This is a genomic window from Aestuariibaculum suncheonense (assembly GCF_014596935.1).
Taxonomy (GTDB): Bacteria; Bacteroidota; Bacteroidia; order Flavobacteriales; family Flavobacteriaceae; genus Aestuariibaculum; species Aestuariibaculum suncheonense.
The window spans coordinates 76,516-101,173 of sequence record NZ_JACVXC010000005.1; the positions used below are offsets into that span (position 1 = coordinate 76,516).

Below are 24,658 nucleotides of genomic sequence, written 5' to 3' on the forward strand. Positions count from 1 at the left end.
ATGAAAAGCATGTTACCGATTAGAATTACAGAAAGTATTGTCAGGAATTATGAAAAATGTCTTTGTCAGCTAAAAAAGAAAGGTTATGTTAAAGTTGAAACCAAAATTTAATCACTGTTTACATTTAATTAATAGCGTTTTAGATGCATATTTGTATTATATAATAATTAAAAAGGAATGCAGAGAGAGCAGTGAAAATCGTAAAGTAACTTACCAGTATTGATTTGACACGTCAGAGTATTCCGTTTACAATTTAAAAATCCTTCCCTTTTATTGAAATTTTTAGATTATTTATAATCATTTGTGTGGGTTTGATAATCAGAGATTGTAATGTTGTATAAGTCTAACTTTAATTAAGTGTTAAACAGGCTTTTTTGTTATCTTAGTTATTATTTTTTATCAAATATGCATTTGATAACCATTAATTAATTGGTTTAGAAGTCTTTTAAGTATTGGGTTATGGATTTTAAATCTGTTATAAATTTTTTTCTTATTGCTGGAGTTGTACAAGGCTTTGGTTTTAATTTGGTGACCCTTTTGGTAAAGAAAAAATTTAACAAGGCCATAATCTTTTTAAATTTCACTGTACTTTTTATTTCCCTGAATAATCTGCAGCGCTGGCTTATTGACAATGGTTATATCTGTGAATTATTTTTAATTCAAGAACTTGAAGTGCCATGGTACGTACTGATTTTTCCGATGTTTTATGCTTTTACAACGCATTTCTTGAAGATTCAAGATAAGGTAAACGATTTTATTAAAGTTACCACAGGTATTTTTGTTTTAGAAATTATTATCAGACTTTGTCTGATATCTTATGTTTATCATTCGATTCCAGACAGGGATGATACATTAATAGAATTCTACACTAAGATTGAGGAAATAATCAATCTTATTTACTGTATATTTTTGTTTGTAACCACTTGTTTAATTATTTATAAAAGGCATCATTTACTTTTTTACATCAGTTCATTTGATGATTTAAATTGGTTAAAGTGGTTTATAAAACTAGGAGTTATAGTTATTGCATTCTGGGTTATTGCCGTTATTGTTAAAGGGTTTACAGGAAATGAAGAAGCTTATAAGTTTTTAAGGTTAAGTTCTTCTTTGTTAATTTACTGGATATGTTACCAAGGTTTTTTTAAGTATAATGTGGTTCGTGATCGAATTTCTTTGAGGAGTTCTATTGAAACAGATATGGCCTTGATTGATGATGATCAAAAAAATCAGAATTCAGGTTTGAATGACGATTTTTTTAATGAAAAACATCAAGCCGATTTTGAAAAAATAAAAACTCATATTGTAAAAGGAAAGCTCTATCTCGACCCATTGTTAAGTATGGAGTCGGTGGCTTCAGATTTAGGAATGAGTAAAAGCTATTTTTCAAAATTAATCAATTCCTACAGCGATTATAATTTTTCAGATTTTATTAATTCATTGCGTGTAAAACAGGCTAAAAAGTTCTTATCTAACGATGAGTTCAGCGAATACACCATTGTGGCTATTGGTTTAGAATGCGGTTTCAATTCAAAATCTACCTTTTATTCAGCATTTAAAAAATTCACTTCGGTTACTCCAACCATTTACAGAAACCAGTTTTAGATAATTTTATGTCCGAAATTATCTTTGGACATCCCAATATGTACGGTATAGAATTTATTGGATAGAGAATGTAAAAGGCTCTCTTAATTTTACGATTAGAATTATTAATCTAAAATTTAAGAGTCATGATACCAGCATTAATTTTATATCTCATACGACGAATGAAGTATGGTTCAGATGCTTCAACCGATTTTAATAAGTTTAGGGATATTGTACTTAAAATCAAGTCTTTTTTATTCTTCTTTATAGTAAGTTCTTCTTTTGGGTATAGTATGGTAAACACTTCAGAAGCCATATCCTATAAAATTGTAAAAAATAACACAACCATTGGCTTTATAAACATTAAAAAACAGGTTGAAAGTAATGTTACAACTTATGTTTTAAAAAGTCATGTTGAAGCAAAGTTTCTTGTTAACATCAGTGTTTTATGTAATGAAAAAACGATTTATAGAAATGGCATTTTAATCTATTCGTCGGTATATCGAAAAGTAAACGGCAAGGTGAAAGCAAATCATAAATTATTACGCGAGTCTGGTCGATATACCTTGTTTTATGATAATAAAAAACAGTTTTTAGAACTGGATGAATTGACTCAGAATTTAATCACGTTATATTTCAACGAACCTAAAACAGTTCGAAAAATATACTGCGATAATTTAAAGCAGGAAGTAGTTGTAAAATCAATTAACCCAGGAAGCTACAGAGTTGATTTTGAAAAAGGCAAATACAATGTGTTTCACTATAAAAATGGACAATGCATAAAAATTGATGCTGTGAGTAAAATGTTTAGCGTGTCTTTAATACCAGTGTCGTCATGAATTTAGATGTTGTCATATGGGTATTGGTTATTGGCTTTTTGGCATATTTTATAATTAGCAGGGTGTTTAAAAAGCTTAACTTGAATAATCTTATAGCTGCCTTGCAGGTGACCAATGGTTTACGGTTGTTGAATTTAAAGCACTTATTAGGGATTATATTTTTTGGCATTTTGCCTTTTGTGCTTATTCCTGATTTAAGGTTTTTAGTTTTTAATATTGAAATACTTAGGTTACACTTATTAATAATCTTTCTATTTCTGGTGTTTTTTTGTGTGTATATCGCATGTTTGGGAGTTCGAAACGAGTCAGAAATTTTAGAAGCAGATTCAGTTTGTTTTTATCACTTTAGAGAAGCTGGGTATTACTTCGTAGTTCGCTTTGTCTTTTTATTGTGTTACGAATTCTTTTTCAGAGGTATTATGCTTTTCTTTTTTTTAGAGTTTTCTAGCTTGTGGCTAGCAATCTGTTGTGTGACAGTGTTCTATGTGCTTATTCATTTTTTTGATTCAAAAAAGGAAATGCTTGGGGCTATTCCTTTCGGAATAGTATTATGCTTGCTTGCCTTTTATACCGATAGTATTTGGTACCCTTTTATTTTACACTTAACGCTATCGGCCGTTTACGAGATTTCTATTTTCTATCAATTAACCTTAAAAAATAAATCGGAGTCATGAAAGTATTAGTTACAGGAGCAACAGGATATATAGGTCATCAATTGGCAATGTCCTTAGCCAGTAAGGATGTTGTTGTGCATGCTTTATGCAGGGATATCCATTCCTTTAAAGTGCCTACTCACAAAAATATCATGGTTTTTGAGGGGGATCTTTGTGAAAAGTCTTCTATTGAAGAAGCAATTAAAGGTTGTGATTATGTGTTTCATACGGCAGCTTTTACCAATTTGACTTGTAAAAACATTCACAATTTTTATCAGGCTAATGTCGTTGGAACTGAGCATTTATTAGAAGCTTCATTAGAACAAGGGGTTAAAAAATTTGTGTTTACAAGTACTTTGTCGGTTTATGGTCCGTCTTATAAAGATATACCTATAACTGAAAAGCAACCTCGGTTAGCATCGTATTCAAATGATTATGAACTGACCAAAAGTATGGCAGAAGAGAAGATTTTAGCCTATTCAAAACGCGGGTTGCCATATGTTATTTTGAATGTGTCAAAGGTATACGGACCCGGTATTAAAACATTTTCAAATGGAGTAAGTCGGTTAATAGAACTCATGGCAAAAAAAGACATCCTGTTTGTGCCAGACAGAACCGAGGTTATGTGCAATTATGTTTATATAAAGGATGTTGTTAAAGCTCATATTAAAGTGATGAGGCTTGACGTAAGTAATGAAAGATATATAATAGGCGGAGACAATATTAGTTACAATGTGTTATTCCAAAAAATAAAGCGACTTACAAATAGTAAAATCAGGATTATAAAATTCAACTATAGTCTGGTGAAATTAGGGGTGGTATTAGGTAATGTTTTCAGAACTACTTTGGGATGGCCTGGGGGATTAACACCGAGCGTTTTAGATGCATTGTTTGTGAATCGAAGTTCCATGTCAGATAAAGCCAGAAAAGATTTAAAATACAAAGCAACGTCTTTAGAAAAAGGGTTGAACCAAACTATAAAAACATTAAAACTAGTGTCATGAAACCATATGCATTAATAACAGGAGCAAGTCAAGGTTTTGGAAAGGCAATGGCTTTAGAATTTGCACAAAGAAACATGAACCTTGTTTTGGTTGCATTACCAAATTCAGGGTTATCAGAGCTATCTATATTTATAAAGCAAATTCTTATTGTAGATGTACATTATTTAGAATTAGATTTAAGTTCAATAGAAAGCAGCTATAAGATTTCTAGTTATTTAGAAAACAATAATTTATCTATAAAATATTTGGTAAATAATGCAGGAGTTTTAAGTCGTGGTTTTTTTACAGAATTAGATGATAACTATATTTTAAAACAGATCGAGGTTAACGTTACCACACCAACCTTGCTCACAAAGTTATTATTGAATAATCTCAGAAATAACGCTCCTTCAGGCATATTAAATATAAGCAGTATGGCTAGTTTTTTTGCCTTGCCAAAGAAACAAGTGTATGGAGGGACTAAGGCATATTTAACATCCTTTTCAAGGAGTTTAGCCAAAGAACTGAAGCAAGATGGTGTGTCGGTGACAATCATCTGTCCGGGGGGCTTAAATACCACCACAAGATTGTGTTATCAAAACAGATTGATGGGTTGGATTACACGACAATCGGTATTGAATCCTGAAGATGCGGCGACCATTGCCGTAGATGCTTTACTTAAAAGAAAAACTATGGTGGTGCCGGGGTTTATAAATAAATGTCTTATGATTTTAGATAAGTTATTGCCCGAAATTATAAAAGATAAACTCGCGGAAAGAGAGATTAATAAATTGCCGGCCTCGACCTAGATTAAGATAAATGTTTTTATTGATGGCTTTTTTGAGGAAGATATGAAGTGTAGCCTAATCTGAAATTTTAGTGATGTTAAATGGAATTACAGTTTTGGTAACAGGAGCAAGTGGATTATTAGGAACTAATACAATTCTTGAATTATTAACATACTGGTATCAGGTAGTTGGTTTGGTAAGATCGAAGAGTAGGTTTAAAGGATGGGAACATCAAAATTTAAAATTGATAGAAGGGGAACTGCCAGAGGACCCTGAAATAATTTTTGAAGGAAGAACCATTTTGTTTGAAGGTGTTCTTAACGAGACAGGTACATTTAAGTTTAAAGTATTTTTGGATGTAGTTCCATATTATCCTGAACCTACCGTTTGTAGAGAATATAATACAAGTAAGTCCTGCGAAATGATTATTGATCTTAATTAAAGAAGATCTCAAAAGATTGTCCGACTTTTTCTTCAATATATCATTCAGGACATACAAAAGGTTAGCGGATTATAGTTTTACAGAACAATTAATTATTTAATCTATAAACGAGTAGTCATGAAAATATTTCAGCATTTTATATTGGTTTTTGTATTGTCTGCTCATTGTAATGCACAAAAGGAACAAATAGTATTTCCTGAAATGCGATTAAATAGTCTATTTAAGCAACAAGTAAAATTTAATTCAGAAATCACAATTAATGAAAGCTTTAAGTTTTGTGCCGAACCTCAGTTTGGAGGTTTGTTTGAAAAATCATTTAAATATATCGAAGGTGTAGCTAACTTCAATCAGTTTTATAATTATTTCGATTTTGGGTTGAATTTAGGTATAAAGCATAAGATAAACAGTGACTTAAAGTTAAAAGGAATTTGTAACTTAGGTATGTTGAGGTTTAGGAGTTTTGATGTGGTTAAACCAGATAATTATCTGGTAAAAATATCTCTGAGTTATGTTTTTTAATTAACGAACTATTTATGAAGTGTTTTGGAATAATACATCCGAATTGCATGGTTTTAAAGCTGGTGTCAATTCTGTTGTGTGTTTTGTTTATAAGCTGTGAAAGTATAGATTTTACGGATTGTATTATAAAAAAGAGTGCCGAACTACAAGATAAACAATTAAAAAGAGGATATGCCAAGCAATACTATTATGATGAAATCAGGGCTTCAGTTAACAATGATTCTGATGACGATGGTTATGATTATACTTTTTATGTAAAAGGACGATTACCCGAAGGTATTGAGGAAAGCCAGGATGGTCGTTTTTTAGTGTTTGAAGGCGTAACACTAGAAACAGGAAGTTTTATACTTGAGGTTAGTGTCAGTGCTGTAGCATATGAAACAGATGACGAAAATGGTATTAGTTTGTGCGGTGTTAAATCAACAAGTAAATCTTATACTTTAATTTTTTCAGATTAATATTTAATCAAATGAATTATGGGTGTTATAAAAAAATATTTGAAGAAAAAGATAGGATCCATTTTGATGTTATTTCTCCTTGTTCAATCGTGTACAGTTTATCGAGCAGCTCCAGTTAATTTAGAAAAGGCTTATAAAAGTAATCTTAAAACAAGAGTTGTAACGAACCAAAACCATGTAATTAAATTTAAAAGAATAGATTATGAAGATGGTAAATATTATGGCGTAAAAAAGAAAAGAGGAAAAATTTTGAAGGTAATGATAAACGAGGATAACATTGAGAAAGTGAATATAAAGGATAAAGCAAAGTCCACTTTAGTATCTATACTTGTGCCAATAGTTATAGCTGTTCCTGTTTATTATATTTTAAAACCAAGTTTTGAATGGAAATCAGATAAATTGTTGTCTTTTGAAGGTAGTTTATAATCGATAATAAGTTATAATAAAAAAAAGCTTACCGGTTTTTAGGTAAGCTTTTTTTGTATTCGTGAGTCGATTAAGAATTAATCTCTGTTCTCTCTAGATTTTCTGTCATCACGACGGTTATCGCGATCACGGTTGTCTCTGTTTCCACCTTTGTTATTATTGTCTCTTGGTGGACGAGCTACATAACCTTCTGGTTTTGGTAAAATCGCTTTACGAGATACTTTTTCTTTACGTGTTTTAGGATCTGTACCAAAGTATTTCACTTCAAATATATCTCCCATGTTAACAACGTCTGATACGTTTTCAGTACGCTCCCAAGCTAATTCGCTTACGTGTAATAAAACTTCGTTTCCTGGTGCTTTTGTATATTCTACAACCGCTCCGAAGTCTAACATTTTTACAACTTTTACTTCGTAAACTTCGCCAACTTGAGGCTTAAACATTAATGAATCAATTTTAGCTAAAACAGCGTCAATACCGTTTTGGTCTGTACCTAAAATTTCAACAATACCTTCTTCAGTAACCGGATCTTCGTTAATAACGATGGTAGTTTTGGTTTCTTTTTGTAATTCTTGAATTACTTTTCCACCAGGACCAATTAAGGCTCCGATAAACTGATTAGGAATAGTTGTAGTAACCATTTTAGGAGCATGAGCTTTAACACTATCGTTAGGTGTAGCGATTGTATCAGTGATTTTTCCTAAGATGTGTAAACGACCATCACGTGCTTGTTTTAAAGCTTGTACAAGAATTTCATAAGATAATCCTTTTACTTTAATATCCATTTGACAAGCTGTAATACCATCAGCAGTACCTGTTACTTTAAAGTCCATATCACCTAAGTGGTCTTCATCTCCTAAAATATCTGATAATACGGCGTATTTACCTGTTTCGGTATCAGTAATTAATCCCATGGCAATTCCTGAAACTGGTTTTACCATTTGTACACCGGCATCCATTAGAGCCATAGTACCAGCACAAACAGTTGCCATAGATGATGAACCGTTAGATTCTAAAATTTCAGAAACAACACGAACAGTGTATGGGCAATCTGCAGGAATCATGCCTTTCAGGGCACGTTGTGCCAAGTTTCCGTGTCCTACCTCACGACGAGACGTTCCACGAATTGGACGCGCCTCTCCTGTTGAGAAAGGAGGGAAGTTGTAGTGTAAGTAGAAACGCTCTTCAGTTTCCTGAGAAGGCATATCAATCATATTAGCTTCTCTGGAAGTACCTAATGTAACTGTTGCTAGTGCTTGTGTTTCACCACGTGTAAAGATTGATGATCCGTGTGTTGAAGGTAAATAATTAACTTCACACCAGATTGGTCTGATATCTGTAGTTTTACGTCCGTCTAAACGTAAACCTTCGTTTAATGTTAAATCTCTAACAGCATTCTTTTCAGCTTTGCTGTAGTATTTTGAAATTAAATCACCGTATTCTTCTTGCTCTTCTTCAGAGAAAGTAGCGATAATTTCTTCTTTAATAGCAGCGAATGCAGCGCCTCTTTCGTGTTTAGAAGATCCTGCTTTTGCAACAGCATACACTTTGTCGTATGCCATATCGTGAATCTTTTTAGCTAATGTTTCGTCAGCGCGTTCTGGTTCGTACTCACGAGTTTCTTTTTTACCGAAAGCTTCAGCTAATTTAAGCTGTGCCTCACATTGTACTTTAATGGCTTCGTGAGCAAACTTAATCGCTTCGGTCATTTCTTCTTCAGAGATCTCTTTCATCTCACCTTCAACCATCATAACAGAGTCTGAAGACGCGCCGATAACCATATCGATATCACTTTCTTCTAACTGGGCTAAAGACGGGTTAATGATAAATTCACCATTAATACGACCAACTCTAACTTCAGAAATTGGAGTTTCGAAAGGAATGTCACTTAATTGAATAGCGGCAGAAGCAGCTAATCCAGCCAAAGCATCAGGCATAACTTCAGGATCGTGAGACATTAATTGAATCATGATTTGAGTTTCGCTGTGATAATCTTTTGGGAATAAAGGGCGTAACACACGGTCTACTAAACGCATAGTTAGAACCTCTCCGTCACTAGGTCTTGCTTCTCTTTTGAAGAATCCACCTGGGTAACGACCGGCAGCAGCAAATTTTTCACGGTAATCAACTGTTAATGGTAAAAAATCTACATCAGAAGATTGATAGTTTGAAACTACGGTACATAATAACATACAGTTTCCAGATTGTACCACAACGCTACCATGCGCTTGCTTTGCTAATTTTCCGGTTTCGATAGAGATTTCTCTGCCATCACCAAGGTTTATAACCTCTTTAAATGTTTTTGGAATCATAAATTTTTTAATTCTAATTAAACAATGGTCGTTGTGTTGTTGTGTGTAGTTGTTGTGTGTTTGACCAATGAAAAACTGTAATTAGCTTCTTATTTTGTGCGGTTTAGACTCCTGCACATGAGTAGTGTATAAACAAAAAAGAGGCTGTAAAAGCCTCTTTTTGAATTATTTTCTTAAACCTAGTTCTTTAACTATAGCACGGTATCTTAAGATATCTTTCTTAGTTAAGTAATCTAGTAAAGCACGACGCTTACCTACTAATTTTACTAATGAACGCTCAGTGTTAAAATCTTTACGATTCTTTTTTAAGTGTTCAGTTAAGTGATTAATTCTGTGCGTAAATAACGCGATTTGTCCTTCAGCAGAACCAGTATCATTAGATCCTTTACCGTGTTTTGTGAAGATTTCTTCTTTTACTTCTTTTGATAAATACATGCTAATATTATTGTAAATAATTGTTATGTAAACGAAAGGCTATCTTTCGAGCGGCAAATATAGTAATTAAAAATGATTTACAAGCGAATATATGAAAAAGAAAAGCAACTAATTATTAGTTGCTTTTCTTTCGTTTTATATCAAAAAGTTACTGTTAATTAAGCTCTTAATGGTTGATTTAAAATTAAATCTAAGTATTGATTCACTTTGTTTTTAAGCTCTTTTCTAACAGTAATAAAATCTAAAAAGCCGTGTTCTAATAAGAATTCTGCTGTTTGGAAACCTTCTGGTAATTCTTTTCCAGTAGTATCTCTTACAATTCTAGGTCCAGCAAAACCAATTAAAGCTCCGGGCTCACTAATGTTAATGTCTCCTAACATTGCAAAAGAAGCAGTGGTTCCTCCTGTAGTAGGGTCGGTACAAAGTGAGATGTAAGGAATTTGGGCATCTGCCAATTGTGCTAACTTAACTGAAGTTTTTGCTAACTGCATTAACGATAAGGCGGCTTCCATCATACGAGCACCTCCAGATTTAGAGATGACCATTAACGGAATATTGTGTTTTAAAGAATAATCGGCTGCACGAGCAATTTTTTCACCTACAACACTTCCCATAGAACCACCAATAAACGCGAAATCCATACAAGCTACGACTAAATCTTTTCCTTTAGATTTACCAACACCAACTCGAACAGCATCTTTTAGTTTGGTTTTGTCCTGAGCCGATTTTAAACGCTCCGGATATTTTTTAGTATCCTCGAACTTTAATGGATCTTTAGATTCTAGGTTAGCATCTAATTCTGTGAATTTATTATCGTCGAAAAGAATTTCGAAGTATTCTTTACTTCCTATTCTTACGTGGTAACCATCTTCAGGGCTTACGTAAAAATTTCTTTCTAATTCTTCGGCATCTACAATTTTACCGGTTGGAGATTTGTACCATAATCCTCTGGGGGTGTCTTTTTTCTCTTCGGTAGTTGTGGTTATTCCTTTTGTTTTTCTTTTAAACCAAGACATAATGATTTATGATTTTTTAGATTTTAATCTGAAACATTTCTGTTTACATTACGGATTATTCATCCTTTTATTTAGCTCTGTTTGAAGTATTTTGTTGGTAAAAATAACAAGACTACTTTACAAAGCAGTGCACAAAATTAAGTCTTTTTTTAATTTTGAAGTAATGCCACGTCTCTTTTATTGCTTAAAATCTTCTTTTTTATTGTGTAAATGGTTGTTTTATAAATATCTGTCTACAAAAAAAGACCCTACCAAAGTAGAGTCTTTTTTAATATTTAGCAGAAACACATTATAATGTGTTCACATTGTTTAAGTCTTCAAAAGCTTTTTTCAAGCGCTCAACGAATGTTTTTTCACCTTCACGTAACCAAACACGTGGGTCGTAGTATTTTTTGTTTGGAGAATCGTCACCTTCTGGGTTACCAATTTGCGCTTTTAGGTACTCAGATTTTGAGCCCATATAATCACGGATACCTTCCATGAATGCATATTGTAAATCAGTATCGATGTTCATTTTGATAACACCATAACTTATCCCTTCACGAATTTCTTCAACAGTTGATCCAGAACCACCATGGAATACAAAATCGATATGGTTGTTACCAACACCATATTTTTCAGAAATGTATTCTTGAGAATTCTTTAAAATTTTTGGAGTAAGTTTTACGTTACCTGGTTTGTAAACACCGTGAACGTTACCAAAAGCAGCTGCGATGGTAAATTGGTCACTTACTTTGCTTAATTCTTCGTAAGCATAAGCTACTTCTTCTGGTTGGGTGTATAATTTAGAATCGTCAACATCAGAGTTATCAACACCATCTTCTTCACCACCTGTAATACCTAATTCAATTTCTAAAGTCATACCCATTTTGCTCATGCGCTCTAAGTAGGTTTTACAGATTTCGATATTTTCTTCAAGAGGTTCTTCCGAAAGGTCAATCATATGTGAACTGAAAAGAGATTTACCAGTTTCGGCGAAGTGTTTTTCGCTGGCATCTAATAAACCATCAATCCAAGGTAATAACTTTTTAGCACAATGGTCTGTATGTAAAATAACCGGAACACCATAAGCCTCGGCTAAAGTGTGTACGTGTTTCGCACCAGCAATAGCACCAGCAATAGCTGCTTTTTGTCCGTCGTTATTTAGGCCTTTACCAGCATTAAATTGGGCACCACCATTAGAAAACTGAATGATCACCGGAGCGTTTAAAGCAGCAGCAGTTTCTAAAACACCGTTAATGGTGTCTGAACCGATAACGTTAACTGCTGGTAAAGCAAATCCTTTTTCTTTGGCAAGTTTAAAAATTGCTTGAACTTCTTGTCCGGTAGCAACTCCTGGTTTAATATTGTGTCCCATTTTATAAAATTTTGTTTTTTTAGTTTGTAAGAGCCAAAAGTAATCAATTTTTATCTAAAGCAGGTTTGTTTTTGCTGGGTAAAATGCTAAAAACAAACTAAAACGTTGTAGTTTTTTTATAGAAAATAAGGTTGGGTAAAAGGATGCAAAATGTTTGGAATTAGCTGTTAGAAAGGGTAGTTAATACCAATGTTATAAACAGCATTCGAGAAATTGTAGTCGTTAAACCAACGGTTTTGATCCTGGTATGATGGGTCGTAAGTTTTAAAACCAATATCGAAACGGAATACGAAAAAACTAAAGTCGTAGCGTAAACCGAAACCAGAACCAATGGCAATATCTTTTAAGGAGTTAAAACTTGAAAACACCGCATTTTCATCTTCAACATCATCTAAAACATTCCAGATGTTTCCTGCATCTATGAAGAAGGCGCCGTTAAGGTCTTCAAAAATATTAAAACGTTGCTCTAAGCCTAAAGCGATTTTTAAGTTGGCTTCATTAAAATCGTTGCTTGTTCTTGAACTTCCAGGTCCCAAGCTGTAGGCAGTCCAAGCCCTGTTGTCGTTAGCTCCACCGGCGAAGAAACTTTTTGAAAACGGAATGTTGGTTGAATTTCCATAAGGAATGGCAATCCCCAGAAAAGTTCGAGCAGCCAAAATATTTTTCTTGCCTAAATCCCAGTGTTTCACATAGTCTAATTCTGTTTTTACGTATTGAGAATAGGCTACATTGAATAATTCGTAACGGTTGTTGTCGTCTTTTTTAAGGCCCAGAATATCTGACATTGCGGAAATAAGATTTCCTGCGGTTTCTATTTTAAAGCGGAAAATGGAGAAGTCCTCATCAAACAAATTGGTGCGTTCGTCGTTAGTTAAACTGAAGCTTGATGATAAAATCAAGTTGTTTTCAGTAAGCCTTTGCTTACGTTCGTTGATGTTGTTAACTTGTTTATATTCGTTTGGGTTACTGTTTTGGTAACCGTTGTCAGATAGAACGAGATCAATGAACTCATCTGATTTTTCAACGATCAAATATTCTTTACCATTTTTTTTCTCCTCTATAAATTCTGGCGGGGTGTTGTATGAGTTTAGCGCAATATTTTCAAGATTATCGAAGGAACTAGTATAAATGTTAAAATAATTTTCAGCATTCAAATTCCGAACATATTGAATGTTGAAGGCGTCCAGACGATCGGTTACTTTTCGGGACGGTGACCAGTTATAGTTAAACACACCGCTCAAAGTTTGTTTGTCTAAACCAATGTTGGTTTGACTGGTCGTAGATAAGGAAATTTTTGTGCTCGGCGACATGTCTTTTGCGATAATTCTATTCGTGTTAAACGGAAAAAAGAATCGCGGAATGGTTAATTTTAAGTCGGCACCTATTTCATTAATATCGAAAAAAGGATCGCCAACTTTCTGGTCTTTAGAGGAGCCAATAGATCCAATGGCAGAAATTTCAAGAGTTTCGGCACCTCTGAAAATATTACGCATCATCAAACTTGGGTTTAATGAAAATCCGATAGTTTGAATATTGCTCTGTGAAACATCCGCACTAAAACCAAGACTGAATTTCTTTAAAGGTGTTAAACGTATGGTGTCTGTTAACGTGTAATCCTCATTTTCTATATACTCAATATTTGGGTATTTAAAGGTTCGTAGGCCGTTAATATGTCTGTAAGTTAGGGTGCGGTCATTGTCTTTAAAAATACTTCCGGGCTGAATGAAAATGGCATCGGTCAAAGCTTTTGGGCGATAACGCATTTTACCGTAACTATAAAGTTTAAACCCATCGTAAGTTATAGAGTCTTGAAAGGGTTTGTTGCGATCTTCAAAGGTGTAATCGGTAATAATACTAACATCTTTAATTTTATAAACATGGAAAGGGACACGATATAAGGAATCCTGTGTTCTTATGGCGCGATCCTGAATTTGTATATCGACATTTACCTTTTTATTGGTGCCAATCGTATCAATTTCAAAAGCGACATAATCCTGATTAAAGTAATATAAACCAGAATTTCTTAATTCGTTAGAAATTCTATCACGTTCCTGTTCAAAATTTGATGTTTTGTATTGCTCGTTAGTTTTTATTAAACTGTTTCTTAATATTTTTTTATGGTAGATAGAATCGACTATTGGCGATTTTATTTTTGTGGTAATCGTATCTAACATAAAGGGCTGTCCTGTTTCTACGGAATATTCAACATCGGCGCGTTTATTGTCTTTTCTGTTGATGGCATAGCTGGCTTCAACATCAAACCACCCATTGTTAATATGGTAATCTTCAAGGCGCTTTACCGACTTTTCGGTTCTTTGTTCATTAATAATCACTGGTGCTTCCCCTGTGGTTTTTAACCACTTATTGAAACCAATACGGTTATTTACATCTTTATCTAATTGCTTTCGAGATAAAAGCTTTGTTTTACGTGCCAGTTTTTTAGGATTATTATAGATTTTTTCGTTTAGAATGGAATCTATATCTGGTCTGGCTAAATTGTAAATTTGTAAGCGTAAAGGCGTGCCCAAAACCGGAATTTTACTGTTTGGTTTTTGATACAGTAAATTTGTAATGGTTTCGGTACTATTTTTTTTGCCGTTAATAATAACTGTATTATTGGTTAATAAATGTTCATTTTCACCAACTCGTTTTACAGCGTCGCACGAAAATAAATGACTGGCAATTGCTGTTAGTATTGATATTTTTAAAAAGTGTTGTTTCAAATGAAAATTAAAATTAATTGTAGGTTATTGATATTCTTTGGTTAACTGAATTAAATAGTACCATATTATAGGCTCAAAAATACATTATTTCAATTGTTTATTTTTATTTTTTTCGACGGTTATTTAACGGTTTCCTTTCTAAAATTCTGAAATATAGACCTATTAAAAAAGTTTTAAATAAATTAAGACTTCGATAAGGGTATTTTTTTATTTCTTTACACCTTAAAAATTAGATTTAAAGTCATAATAATTACATGCTTTCCAAAAGTCAAATAAAGTTAATAACCAGTTTAAAACAAAAAAAATACCGTCAACAGCATGGTTTGTTCGTTGTTGAAGGCATTAAAACCATTAAGGAATTGTTGGCATCTTCACTAACACTTCATGCTTTATATACGACTGAAAGCTTCAATATTGATGCCAAACTGGAAACCATTATTTCTGCTGCCGACTTAAAACGCATCAGCTTTTTAACTACCCCGAATACTGCTTTGGCGGTTTTTGAAATGCCGAAATCACAATCAGTTAAAACCGATAAATTAATCGTGGCTTTAGATAGTGTGCGCGATCCCGGAAATCTGGGAACGATTATCAGACTTTGTGATTGGTTTGGAATTCAAGATTTAGTGTGTAATAATGAAACAGTCGATTGCTTTAACCCGAAAGTAATTCAGGCGACTATGGGGTCTATTACACGAGTAAATATTAGTTATGTAAATCTTGAAGCATTTATTCGTTCTGTAAATATACCGGTGTATGGTGCCTTTATGGAAGGGGATAATGTTTATAGTTCAGACTTACCTGAAAACGGAGTTTTAGTGATGGGTAATGAAGCCAACGGAATTTCTAAAGACATTGAAAATCTGGTGACAGATAAAATTTCAATTCCAAGATTTGGTGATTTACAAGCTACCGAAAGTTTAAATGTGGCTACCGCAACAGCAATTTTATTAAGCGAATTTAAACGCAGATTCTAGTCTTAACAGAAATAAAATATTTCAGTTTTTTTACTGAAAGGTGAAGTTTATAAACACACCGCGTGTTTGCATGCTGTGAATATTACTCGTCCAGGGACTATTCGGGTCTTTGTCTCTAATTAATTCGTCATTCATTGCAAAGACACCCTTTATAGAAGGAGTGAACTTAAAGTTGTGCAAATAGAAATCGATACCGAAACCTAATTCGTAAAACAACATGTTCTTCTTTGTTCTAAACTGTCCGTTACTGTTGTCGTTAGGGTTGGTTTCGTTAGCCGATAAGTTTAATGCTGTTGAAAATCCGCCGGTAATAAATGGCTTAAAGTTGTTGATGCGCTTGGTGGAAACTTTAAGTAATAATGGCACATAAATGTAAGTCGATTTTACTTCTCTAACTAAATCAGAGCCATTAGGTGTTTCATTTACAAAGTATGATTCGCTGTAATGCAATTCGCGACTCGAAATTAATAACCCAGGTTCTAAACGCAAATCTAAAAAGTCATTAACGCGTAAGTTTCCTATTAATCCCACATTAAATCCCGGGCTACGCTTTACATAAATGTCGCGTAAATCCTGATTGTAGTCAAAGTTAAAATCTAGATAGTTAAATCCTAAAAAATACCCCCAACGTAGTAAGTCATTGTCGGTAGAGCCACGTCCTTGGTTGGCATCATAAATAACTTTGTCTCTTCTGAAAAGCTGCGCGTTGGCAGCCTGAACTAAGCATAAAAATGATATGGCAACAAGGATACGTTTCATATAAATGGTTTACTTTGACGATTTATAAATGGTAGCTACCCCAAACGTTTGTGGATAATCTTCAACATTAATAAACCCAACTTTACGTAAAATATTGTTTAAAGCTTCACCATAGGGAAAAGCAGAAGCCGATTCGCTTAAGTATTTGTAAGCACTGCGGTCTTTAGAAAATATTTTACCAATAAGCGGTAAGATGTTTTTTGAGTAAAAATTATAGCCTTGTTTGTAAGGTGTTTTTGTAGGAATCGAGGTTTCAAGAATCACAAATGTGCCTCCCGGTTTTAAAACACGTAAAATTTCTTTTAGTCCGCTTTCAAGTGTTTCAAAGTTTCTCACTCCAAACGATACGGTAATGGCATCAAAAGTATGGTCTTCAAAAGGCATATTTTCGCTATCGCCAAGAATCATTTCAATGCGGTTGTCAAGACCTTTTTTCTTTACTTTTTCTTTGCCAATTTCCAGCATGCCGCTACTAATGTCTAAACCAACAATTTTAGTTGCGTTAGTTTCAGCTAAATTAATGGCTAAATCTCCGGTTCCAGTAGCGATATCTAAAATAGTGTCCGGATTGTTTTCCTTGACCATTTTAACCACTTTGTTACGCCATTTAATATCTATTCCAAAGGAAATAACACGATTTAAGCCATCGTAATCACCAGAAATGGTGTCGAACATTTGAGTTACCTGCTCTTTTTTTCCTAAATCGCTATTCTTGTATGGTTTAATTTTTGACAATGCTTTAAATTTTTGACAAACCTACATAATTTATTTCGAGAATAAAATATGAAATAAAGTCTAAATAAGTTAAAAACTAAATTTAGGACGAACCATTGAAATGAAATGTAACAGCTCTTTTAATTTCACAATTGTAAATTATACTATCTTTGTACTACTTTTTACAAAAAAAAACATATTATGAAGCATTCTTTATTGAAGATAAATAAACAGTTTATGTCTGTTAAGAATGTGTCATGTATCCTTTAAAATGAAAATTAGCAAATGAAAATAATTATTGCTGGTGCTGGAGAAGTTGGATTTCATTTGGCAAAATTATTATCCTACGAGTCTCAGGAAATTACCTTAATCGACCCCGATAAAGAACGTATAGCGTATGCCGATGCTCATCTTGATATTCGAGTGGTGCGTGGCGATGCAACTTCTATTTCTATTTTAAAAGAAGCTCGAGTTGGTATTTGCGATTTGTTTATCGCGGTAACATCTAGTGAAACGACTAATATAACTGTAAGTGCCTTGGCCAAACAGCTGGGCGCCAAGCAAACTATTGCTAGGATTTCAAATACCGAGTTTATTCATCATAAAGAAGAATTAGGATTCGACCGTTTTGGAGTTGATGAGTTGATTTCCCCAGAAGCTTTAGCAGCGGCAGAGATAGAATTATCTTTAAAACAATCGTCATTTAACGATACTTACGAGTTTGAAAATGGAGCTTTAACCATGGTTGGTTTAACATTATCCAGATCGGCGTCGTTTGTTGGGAAAACCGTTAAGGAAGCTGCTGAGATTTTTCCGGAGTTACATTTTGTGCCAATCGCGATTCAGCGTTTCGGAACGCAGTTTACCATAATACCCCGTGGTGATACTAAGTTTGAACGTGGCGATAATGTGGTGTTTATAACATCGGAAGGTGGCGCTGAAGAATTATGCCGATTAACAGGAAAAGTTAACCGAGAAATTAAAGATGTGATGATTCTTGGGGCTAGCCAGATTGGTTTTAAAGCGGCCAGAGATTTGTGTAAAAAGAAATTCAATATAAAACTAGTTGAACAAAATAAAGAGCATGCTTTTTATATAGCTGATTTGTTACCCGAAGTACTGGTTGTGCATGGCGATGGTAGAAATGTAGATTTACTGGATGAAGAGAATATTAGCGATATGGATGCTTATATTGCGGTTACCGAAAATTCAGAAACCAACATCATGTCTTGTTTAGTAGCAAAGTCAAAAGGCGTTAAAAAAACGATTGCTTTAGTCGAAAATATGGATTATTTTGAGTTGTCGCAATCCGTTGGAATCGATACACTTATCAATAAAAAGCTTTTGGCTGCAAACAATATTTTCAGATATATTCGAAAAGGAGAAGTGGTTGCCATGACAAAATTGAGTAACTTAAATGCCGAGTTACTGGAGTTTCAGGTAAAGGCAACTTCAGTGGTTTGTAATAAAGTGATTCGAACTATCGATTTTCCCCGTTCAGCTATCATTGGAGGTGTTATTAGAGATGGGGTTGGAATGATTGCTCTCGGGAATTTTAAAATTCAGGAAGGCGATAGAGTAGTTGTTTGTTGTTTGTTACAATCCATCAAACGCGTAGAAAAACTATTTCTTTAATCACTTTCTAAAAGCATCATATATTGAGACTTAATTATAAAATCATCTTTCATTTTTTAGGCTTATTGCTTTTGTTTAACGGAGGCTTTATGTTGTTGTCGGCACTAGTCAGTCTAATTTATAAAGATGGTGTTACCTCTCAAATTTTTACAGCAGGTATTTTAACACTTTTGATTGGGGTGATTTCTATGTTTTTAACTCGAAATCATATCAAGGAAATGAATAAACGTGAAGGGTACATTGTTGTGTCTTTCGGGTGGATTATTATGTCTTTGTCTGGAACTTTACCTTATGTGTTTACGGAAAGTATTTCGAATTTCACTAATGCGTTCTTCGAGACCATGTCTGGTTATACGACTACAGGAGCTTCTATTTTAAATGATATTGAAGCAGTTCCTAAAGGGGTGTTGTTCTGGCGAAGTACTACACATTGGATTGGTGGTATGGGAATTATCGTTTTGGCTATTGCTATTTTACCTTTATTAGGAATTGGTGGTATGCAGCTTTTTGCAGCTGAAGCTCCAGGGCCAAGTGCCGACAAATTACACCCAAGAATTACTGATACAGCCAAGCGTTTATGGCTAATTTACTTTGGATATACCGTAGCAGAAACTTTGTTTTTGAAATTGGCTGGCATGTCTTTTTTCGATGCGATTAACCATTCTATGGCGACGGTTTCTACTGGCGGATTTTCTACTAAAAATGCGAGTTTAGCCTATTGGAATGATCAACCTATCATTCAATATATTGTGATACTTTTTATGTTTTTAGCAGGCGCCAACTTTGTGTTGAGTTATTTTGCTTTTAAAGGAAAAGTACAGAAGGTGATTAAAGACGAAGAGTTTAAGTTATATTTCCGTTTCATATTAGTGTTTTCAATCATTGCGGCGGTTATCATTTACTTTAAAGCCGATCATTCGATATCTACCATTCATCACCCCATGGTTTGGGGAAGAGGCGAAAGTGCGTTTAGGCACGCTTTATTTCAGGTGTTAACAGTAATTACAACAACCGGATTCATTTCAGCCGATTATACCCTATGGACGCCATTTTTAGTCGTGTTCTTTTTCGGAATTATGTTTTTAGGAGGTTCAGCTGGAAGTACTTCAGGAGGTGTGAAGGTAGTTCGACATTTAATATTGATAAAAAACGGATTTCTGGAATTTAAACGCGCCTTGCATCCTAATGCCATTTTACCGGTTCGTTATAATACTAAAGCCATTTCTGGAGATATCGTATTTAATATTCTGGCGTTTTTTATTTTGTATATGTTGTCGTTTATTGTCGGTGCTTTAGTTTTTTCTATGTTTGGTATCGATTATACATCGGCTGTCGGGTTATCGGCATCAAGTTTGGGTAATATCGGTCCGGCACTGGGTAGTTTTGGCCCGGTGAATAACTATGCTGCTTTACCTCCTTTAGCACAGTGGTGGTCTTCGTTTTTAATGCTTATTGGTCGTTTAGAATTGTTTACAGTTCTTATCTTATTTACGCCATTTTTCTGGAGAAATAGGTAAGTTTTGATTTGTCATCGTTTTAAGCTAAAGTGTCCCGTTTTATACAATGTCTCGTTGTTTATGTCTGTTAAAACGCCTCTAAACCAGTAGTCACTTGAAATTAGAGGTTGACCATTGCATGTGCCGTCCCATCCAACTAGATTTTGTTCAATATTCATGGTATAAAGGATTTTACCATATCTGTTGTAGATTTCAATAGAAGCCGATTGATAAAAATCGAAATCAATCCCTTCAATTTTCCAATAGTCATTTATACCATCATTGTTCGGTGTGAAATATTTAGGAAATCCTATAAAGGAAACTTTTTGTAAAACTGAAAATTTACAATTATCAATGTCTCTTATGTGTACGTTGTGAATACCGGCTTCAACGTTATTAAATTTATATTCTGTTCCGTTTCCATAATAGTTTATCTCGTCTATTGAAAACTCATAATTGCCTACGCCTTTTACAGAAACAAATATCTGATAGTCATTAGCAATTATCTCATTAATCTCAATTTGAATTGCTCTTTGAATTGTAAAATCTTCTGTTTTTATACAGGTTATGTTATTTTCGGTTTTGTAAGTAGTTAATGAGTATATGCCAGGTGTATTTAGATTTATAGTTTGGTTCGTTGAAAAGATATTGCCGTTGGCATCTTTCCATTCCCATTGGTCGTTATCCTTACCGCCATCTAAATTAAACATGATGTCTTCGTTATTAGAACAAATGGTATAGAGCTCGTCTATATGAGTTTCGATAGGTGAGTTTACAGTAACATTAAAAAATCCAATACCAGCACAAGTATTATCGGGGGGTTCTATTCTAACGTAAAGTTTTGTGGCTCCTGTTTTATAGATGTAGGCAGATAGCGGTTGCGTTTTTCTTTGCGCGTCTTCTAACGAAGAGTAGAAATTTATGATGGATGAATCAGGAATATTAAAACTATTTCTAATTTCATTTTTTTTAATATCCAGATTAAATAACCCTGTATTATTGTTCTTTATATTATCAGAGTCTCCACAGGCGTACATTGTTTCGATGTAAGGTAGTGTATTATAGAGCGTTTCAATAAAAAAATCACTTATAGTGTAGCATCCGTTACGTGTTGTGATTTTTACAAAAAGTTTTTCAGGGTTATTTGTGTTAACATAATTTTCAGGGTCTTCAATTAAATTCGTGTTATTTTCTGCATCTGTATAAGTATGGTAGAAATATAATTTAAAAGTAATATGGAAATTGGTTATTGCATCTCTAATATGATTTAGGTTAAAAAAAGATATTCCATCTTCATCGATATCACATTGAGTCAGTTTTGCGTTATCGCTTAGTTTAGGAACTTCATAGACTTCTATGTTTTTATCGACATAAAAAGGTTCGCCATTATATAAAATGGTTGCCTTAACCGTATAATTTCCCGACCTTGTATAGGTATGAGTTGGATTTATTTTATTAGAAGTGGTATTGTCTCCAAAATCCCATAAAATAGAATCTACCGGTATGTAGGAGTCTGTGGTAAAACTAAAAGGATCTCCTTCACATTGATTTTCGGTAATGATTCTGTTTCTTAAAAATGAAGAGACAAAAATAGGCATCCCTTTAAACGAAGCGCCACCATTTAGGTTTATGATTTGTGGAGAAAAACCAGAGTTTCCTTCTTCCATTTCGGGAGTGTTAATGACACTGATACTTGAAACAGTAGAGGGCGGGCTTGTTGGTACGTAGTTAGCCATATATATTTTCCCATCTTTAGCTAATTGTAAATCACCAAAGCTTTGTTCGGCAGAACTCGATATATATATTTTATCATTAAAAATACTCGTGTTATATAGTAAATATTTGTACAGAAAACTCACATTCCTACTATTATTCCCCGTGAAATATAATATTCTGGAATCTTGTGAAAATTCCACACTATAAGGGTTTAAAGGATTCATTAATAAATTCGGATTGACAGTATTGTAATATTTTACTTCAGATGTGGCGCTGTTAAAATTATATAAATAAATATAATTGCCACCATAATCAGCCAGAGCAATGATTTTACCATCAGGAGAAATTTTCATGCCTCCAGCCGATGATTTAATGATTCTTTCTTTACTTTTAACAGGTGTTGTGTTCAGTCCAGCTGTCGTAACATCATAAACAAAAAAAGTGTCTTTTGGAGCCTCTTCTTGCGCATATTCGCTACCAAACGTAATAACTTTTATACTGTTGGTGCTAATATCATGAATAGCTGTTAATCGCTGGGTAGTGCTGCTGGTAAGTCTTGAGTTTTTTGTAGTAATTTCTCCTAGAGGAGATTGAGCTGTAAATCTTACCGTAGAATAAAACAGTCCAGAGGTAACTAAAGGTGTACTCGAAGGAGTTTCGCGGGTAGTAAAAATATAATATGTACTTGGGTCTAATGGTTTAGGAATAATTAAGGCAGATTGCGAATTATTAATATCTCCAGCCAGGTTAGTGCCATTTACCATAATGTCATGATTACTATTCCATACCGTTTGCCCATTGGTATAAAACAATAAATTACCATCATTATCTGAAATACTAGAGCATCCTGCAGGAGCAAGTATGGCACCATCATTCAGTACAATGGGTTCAACGTTAGCGAAGTTTAAACCTGCATTTTCACCGAAGTACCAGTTGTTTGTTTCATTTTGTGCTATTATTTGAAAACAAGAAAAGAGTAAAAGGTATAGAAAAGCATTTCTAAGTTTAAACATAAGATAGAGTTGAAGAGTTTAATTAAATGTCTAATTTACTTTATATTATTGTATAAAGGCAATATAGTAGGAGTTTTAACATAACTGATTGAAAATTAATGCTTATTGTGGTTTTTTCTTTAAGATGTAGGTTAAGTAATTTTTCTAGACAGACAGCTAGTTTCTTGTTGGGTTTAATGCTTAAAATTTAAAACATGTAACAATTGAAGTTGTTTTACTACTTATAAGTGAAGTAGCTTTTTTTATTTAAAGATGGGTGTATGTTAGAACTTCAGAAGAGCATCCATTAATTTTTGTTTCACTTTTAAATTTTAGAAATTATGGGAGGCGAAGGCGCAATGCTTGCTGCAAGCAATTCACTTAAAAATAATAGAAATTTAGTTTCAAAACGCAAGGAAAATAAAGCTTTGGAAGGCAGTTATGCCAATGTCAAAATGAAAACATTTCCTAAAGCCATTGAAACAGATTTGATCCGTATACGAGAGAAGGTACAGTTAGCGAATAGGAAAGCCAGAATACAATTGTTAGTAGTATATTTGGTTGTTTTGACTGTGTTAATTCTACTGAGTATTTATCATTTGAGATAAAAAAAGCCACTTTTTAAGTGGCTTTTTTTATATAATGTTAGCTTAAAGCTTCTTTAATACGTCTCATCGCTTCAATAATTTGTTCTTGAGAAGCCGCATAAGAAATACGTAAACAGTTTGGGTTACCAAAAGCAGCACCATCAACTGTGGCTACTAAAGCTTCTTCTAAGAAGAACATAGAAAGATCGGAAGCATTGTTGATTGTTTTTCCTTTAAATGTTTTTCCGAAGAACGCAGATACGTTAGGGAATACATAAAAAGCACCTTGAGGTGTATTGCATTCAAAACCATCAATGTCTTTTAATAATCCTAAGATTAAATCACGACGCACTTTAAATTCATCGATCATGTATTTAACACGTTCAGGAGATTCGTTAAGTGCAGTAATAGTAGCGCGTTGTGCAATACTGTTAGTGCCACTTGTCATTTGTCCTTGGATTTTGTTACACGCACGAGCAATTTTTTCAGGAGCTCCTATGTAACCAATACGCCATCCGGTCATAGCGAATGCTTTTGATACTCCATTTACTGTGATGGTACGATCGTACATGTCTTCAAACTGAGCCATAGAAGCATGACCACCAACGTAGTTGATGTGCTCGTAAATTTCATCAGATACCACATAAATGTTTGGGTATTTTACCAAAACATCGGCTAAAGCTCTTAACTCTTCAGTACTGTAGATAGACCCACTAGGATTACAAGGCGAGCTAAACCAAATCATTTTAGTTTTGGGAGTAATAGCCGCTTCTAATTGTTCTGGTGTCATTTTAAAATCTGTATCGATAGAAGTCTCAACTTCAACAGGAATACCGTCGTATAATTTTACGATATCTGCATAACTAACCCAATACGGACAAGGTACAATCACTTCATCACCAGCATTTGTTAAAACGGCTGCAACGTTGGCTAAAGATTGTTTAGCTCCTGTTGAAACTACAATTTGAGCAGGCGTATAAGTTAAGTTGTTATCGCGTTTGAATTTAGTGATAATGGCATCTTTCAATTCAGGATAACCATCAACTGGAGAGTATGAATTATAATTGTCATGAATGGCTTGAATAGCGGCATCTTTAATGAAATCTGGTGTATTAAAGTCAGGCTCTCCTAAACTTAAACCAATAATATCTTTGCCTTCATTTCTTAGTTCTCTTGCTTTTGCAGCCATAGCTAACGTCGCAGATGTAGCCATGTTTAGAACTCTATCGGATAGTAGTTGCATTTAATTA

Annotated in this window: 22 protein-coding genes; 13 read left to right on the plus strand and 9 right to left on the minus strand. The window is 33.9% G+C overall.

The annotated features are described in order from the left end of the window. Nucleotides 1–459 precede the first annotated feature (459 nt). From ICJ84_RS13005 to ICJ84_RS13040, 9 genes are all read left to right on the plus strand, one after another. Nucleotides 460–1,602 carry a helix-turn-helix domain-containing protein gene (locus ICJ84_RS13005; RefSeq protein ID WP_188216846.1) on the plus strand — a complete coding sequence of 381 codons (1,143 nt, stop codon included), beginning with the start codon at nucleotides 460–462 and terminating at the stop codon, nucleotides 1,600–1,602. A 125-nt stretch (nucleotides 1,603–1,727) separates the two neighbouring features. Further along, nucleotides 1,728–2,420, plus strand: coding sequence for a DUF6134 family protein (locus ICJ84_RS13010; protein ID WP_188216847.1), 693 nt, complete (start codon nucleotides 1,728–1,730; stop codon nucleotides 2,418–2,420). Continuing rightward, nucleotides 2,417–3,094, plus strand: a complete 678-nt coding sequence (locus tag ICJ84_RS17125; protein WP_394367626.1) for a CPBP family intramembrane glutamic endopeptidase — start codon at nucleotides 2,417–2,419, stop codon at nucleotides 3,092–3,094. The genes ICJ84_RS13010 and ICJ84_RS17125 overlap by 4 nt, the downstream gene beginning before the upstream one ends. Then, nucleotides 3,091–4,077, plus strand: coding sequence for an NAD-dependent epimerase/dehydratase family protein (locus ICJ84_RS13015; protein ID WP_188216848.1), 987 nt, complete (start codon nucleotides 3,091–3,093; stop codon nucleotides 4,075–4,077). The genes ICJ84_RS17125 and ICJ84_RS13015 overlap by 4 nt, the downstream gene beginning before the upstream one ends. Then, nucleotides 4,074–4,865 (plus strand): SDR family NAD(P)-dependent oxidoreductase, encoded by a 792-nt coding sequence (locus ICJ84_RS13020; protein WP_188216849.1) that lies wholly within the window; start codon nucleotides 4,074–4,076, stop codon nucleotides 4,863–4,865. The genes ICJ84_RS13015 and ICJ84_RS13020 overlap by 4 nt, the downstream gene beginning before the upstream one ends. Nucleotides 4,866–4,938: 73 nt before the next feature. After that, nucleotides 4,939–5,286: an NAD-dependent epimerase/dehydratase family protein gene (locus ICJ84_RS13025; RefSeq protein WP_188216850.1), complete on the plus strand. Its 348-nt coding sequence runs from the start codon at nucleotides 4,939–4,941 to the stop codon at nucleotides 5,284–5,286. Between the two features lie 117 nt (nucleotides 5,287–5,403). After that, a complete protein-coding gene (locus tag ICJ84_RS13030) occupies nucleotides 5,404–5,805 on the plus strand; it encodes a hypothetical protein (RefSeq protein ID WP_188216851.1) in 402 nt (133 codons plus the stop codon). A gap of 14 nt (nucleotides 5,806–5,819) precedes the next feature. Then, nucleotides 5,820–6,263: a hypothetical protein gene (locus ICJ84_RS13035; RefSeq protein WP_188216852.1), complete on the plus strand. Its 444-nt coding sequence runs from the start codon at nucleotides 5,820–5,822 to the stop codon at nucleotides 6,261–6,263. Nucleotides 6,264–6,281: 18 nt separating this feature from the next. Then, on the plus strand, nucleotides 6,282–6,689 hold the full coding sequence (locus ICJ84_RS13040; RefSeq protein WP_188216853.1) for a hypothetical protein: 408 nt from the start codon (nucleotides 6,282–6,284) through the stop codon (nucleotides 6,687–6,689). A gap of 77 nt (nucleotides 6,690–6,766) precedes the next feature. Here the strand turns inward: ICJ84_RS13040 and ICJ84_RS13045 are convergent, their stop codons facing one another. The 5 genes from ICJ84_RS13045 to tamL all read right to left on the minus strand — a co-directional run bounded on the left by ICJ84_RS13045 (nucleotide 6,767) and on the right by tamL (nucleotide 14,532). Continuing rightward, nucleotides 6,767–9,001 (minus strand): polyribonucleotide nucleotidyltransferase, encoded by a 2,235-nt coding sequence (locus tag ICJ84_RS13045; RefSeq protein WP_188216854.1) that lies wholly within the window; start codon nucleotides 8,999–9,001, stop codon nucleotides 6,767–6,769. 165 nt (nucleotides 9,002–9,166) lie between these two features. Beyond that, nucleotides 9,167–9,436 (minus strand): 30S ribosomal protein S15, encoded by a 270-nt coding sequence (gene rpsO, locus ICJ84_RS13050; protein WP_188216855.1) that lies wholly within the window; start codon nucleotides 9,434–9,436, stop codon nucleotides 9,167–9,169. Between the two features lie 158 nt (nucleotides 9,437–9,594). After that, nucleotides 9,595–10,452, minus strand: a complete 858-nt coding sequence (gene accD, locus ICJ84_RS13055; protein ID WP_188216856.1) for an acetyl-CoA carboxylase, carboxyltransferase subunit beta — start codon at nucleotides 10,450–10,452, stop codon at nucleotides 9,595–9,597. 289 nt (nucleotides 10,453–10,741) lie between these two features. Then, a complete protein-coding gene (gene fbaA / locus ICJ84_RS13060; RefSeq protein WP_188216857.1) occupies nucleotides 10,742–11,809 on the minus strand; it encodes a class II fructose-bisphosphate aldolase in 1,068 nt (355 codons plus the stop codon). A gap of 167 nt (nucleotides 11,810–11,976) precedes the next feature. Continuing rightward, a complete protein-coding gene (gene tamL / locus ICJ84_RS13065; RefSeq protein ID WP_188216858.1) occupies nucleotides 11,977–14,532 on the minus strand; it encodes a translocation and assembly module lipoprotein TamL in 2,556 nt (851 codons plus the stop codon). 254 nt (nucleotides 14,533–14,786) lie between these two features. Here tamL and ICJ84_RS13070 point away from each other — a divergent pair, with 254 nt between their 5' ends. Then, nucleotides 14,787–15,509: a TrmH family RNA methyltransferase gene (locus ICJ84_RS13070; protein ID WP_188216859.1), complete on the plus strand. Its 723-nt coding sequence runs from the start codon at nucleotides 14,787–14,789 to the stop codon at nucleotides 15,507–15,509. Nucleotides 15,510–15,539: 30 nt separating this feature from the next. Here the strand turns inward: ICJ84_RS13070 and porT are convergent, their stop codons facing one another. Both porT and ubiE read right to left on the minus strand, forming a co-directional pair. Continuing rightward, nucleotides 15,540–16,268, minus strand: a complete 729-nt coding sequence (gene porT / locus ICJ84_RS13075) for a type IX secretion/gliding motility protein PorT/SprT (protein WP_188216860.1) — start codon at nucleotides 16,266–16,268, stop codon at nucleotides 15,540–15,542. Between the two features lie 9 nt (nucleotides 16,269–16,277). Then, the gene (gene ubiE / locus ICJ84_RS13080) at nucleotides 16,278–17,003 is read right to left on the minus strand and encodes a bifunctional demethylmenaquinone methyltransferase/2-methoxy-6-polyprenyl-1,4-benzoquinol methylase UbiE (protein WP_188216861.1); all 726 of its coding nucleotides are present in this window, start codon (nucleotides 17,001–17,003) and stop codon (nucleotides 16,278–16,280) included. A 264-nt stretch (nucleotides 17,004–17,267) separates the two neighbouring features. Here ubiE and trkA point away from each other — a divergent pair, with 264 nt between their 5' ends. Next, nucleotides 17,268–18,617, plus strand: a complete 1,350-nt coding sequence (gene trkA, locus ICJ84_RS13085; protein WP_188216862.1) for a Trk system potassium transporter TrkA — start codon at nucleotides 17,268–17,270, stop codon at nucleotides 18,615–18,617. A 20-nt stretch (nucleotides 18,618–18,637) separates the two neighbouring features. Continuing rightward, nucleotides 18,638–20,134, plus strand: a complete 1,497-nt coding sequence (locus ICJ84_RS13090) for a TrkH family potassium uptake protein (RefSeq protein WP_188217007.1) — start codon at nucleotides 18,638–18,640, stop codon at nucleotides 20,132–20,134. Nucleotides 20,135–20,145: 11 nt separating this feature from the next. Here ICJ84_RS13090 and ICJ84_RS13095 read toward each other — a convergent pair whose 3' ends face one another. Then, nucleotides 20,146–22,842 carry a T9SS type B sorting domain-containing protein gene (locus ICJ84_RS13095; RefSeq protein ID WP_188216863.1) on the minus strand — a complete coding sequence of 899 codons (2,697 nt, stop codon included), beginning with the start codon at nucleotides 22,840–22,842 and terminating at the stop codon, nucleotides 20,146–20,148. 320 nt (nucleotides 22,843–23,162) lie between these two features. Between ICJ84_RS13095 and ICJ84_RS13100 the strand changes: the two genes are divergently transcribed. Continuing rightward, entirely contained in the window at nucleotides 23,163–23,429 is a 267-nt protein-coding gene (locus tag ICJ84_RS13100; protein ID WP_188216864.1) for a hypothetical protein, read from the plus strand. A 37-nt stretch (nucleotides 23,430–23,466) separates the two neighbouring features. Here ICJ84_RS13100 and ICJ84_RS13105 read toward each other — a convergent pair whose 3' ends face one another. After that, nucleotides 23,467–24,651: a pyridoxal phosphate-dependent aminotransferase gene (locus tag ICJ84_RS13105; protein ID WP_188216865.1), complete on the minus strand. Its 1,185-nt coding sequence runs from the start codon at nucleotides 24,649–24,651 to the stop codon at nucleotides 23,467–23,469. Nucleotides 24,652–24,658 lie beyond the last annotated feature (7 nt).

Bases quoted from the DNA above. Each gene is read 5' to 3' on its own strand.
- ICJ84_RS13005 (WP_188216846.1), top strand. From the start codon at position 460: ATGGATTTTAAATCTGTTATAAATTTTTTTCTTATTGCTGGAGTTGTA.
- ICJ84_RS13010 (WP_188216847.1), top strand. From the start codon at position 1,728: ATGATACCAGCATTAATTTTATATCTCATACGACGAATGAAGTATGGT.
- ICJ84_RS17125 (WP_394367626.1), top strand. From the start codon at position 2,417: ATGAATTTAGATGTTGTCATATGGGTATTGGTTATTGGCTTTTTGGCA.
- ICJ84_RS13015 (WP_188216848.1), top strand. From the start codon at position 3,091: ATGAAAGTATTAGTTACAGGAGCAACAGGATATATAGGTCATCAATTG.
- ICJ84_RS13020 (WP_188216849.1), top strand. From the start codon at position 4,074: ATGAAACCATATGCATTAATAACAGGAGCAAGTCAAGGTTTTGGAAAG.
- ICJ84_RS13025 (WP_188216850.1), top strand. From the start codon at position 4,939: ATGTTAAATGGAATTACAGTTTTGGTAACAGGAGCAAGTGGATTATTA.
- ICJ84_RS13030 (WP_188216851.1), top strand. From the start codon at position 5,404: ATGAAAATATTTCAGCATTTTATATTGGTTTTTGTATTGTCTGCTCAT.
- ICJ84_RS13035 (WP_188216852.1), top strand. From the start codon at position 5,820: ATGAAGTGTTTTGGAATAATACATCCGAATTGCATGGTTTTAAAGCTG.
- ICJ84_RS13040 (WP_188216853.1), top strand. From the start codon at position 6,282: ATGGGTGTTATAAAAAAATATTTGAAGAAAAAGATAGGATCCATTTTG.
- ICJ84_RS13045 (WP_188216854.1), bottom strand. From the start codon at position 9,001: ATGATTCCAAAAACATTTAAAGAGGTTATAAACCTTGGTGATGGCAGA.
- rpsO (WP_188216855.1), bottom strand. From the start codon at position 9,436: ATGTATTTATCAAAAGAAGTAAAAGAAGAAATCTTCACAAAACACGGT.
- accD (WP_188216856.1), bottom strand. From the start codon at position 10,452: ATGTCTTGGTTTAAAAGAAAAACAAAAGGAATAACCACAACTACCGAA.
- fbaA (WP_188216857.1), bottom strand. From the start codon at position 11,809: ATGGGACACAATATTAAACCAGGAGTTGCTACCGGACAAGAAGTTCAA.
- ICJ84_RS13070 (WP_188216859.1), top strand. From the start codon at position 14,787: ATGCTTTCCAAAAGTCAAATAAAGTTAATAACCAGTTTAAAACAAAAA.
- porT (WP_188216860.1), bottom strand. From the start codon at position 16,268: ATGAAACGTATCCTTGTTGCCATATCATTTTTATGCTTAGTTCAGGCT.
- trkA (WP_188216862.1), top strand. From the start codon at position 17,268: ATGAAAATAATTATTGCTGGTGCTGGAGAAGTTGGATTTCATTTGGCA.
- ICJ84_RS13095 (WP_188216863.1), bottom strand. From the start codon at position 22,842: ATGTTTAAACTTAGAAATGCTTTTCTATACCTTTTACTCTTTTCTTGT.
- ICJ84_RS13100 (WP_188216864.1), top strand. From the start codon at position 23,163: ATGGGAGGCGAAGGCGCAATGCTTGCTGCAAGCAATTCACTTAAAAAT.
- ICJ84_RS13105 (WP_188216865.1), bottom strand. From the start codon at position 24,651: ATGCAACTACTATCCGATAGAGTTCTAAACATGGCTACATCTGCGACG.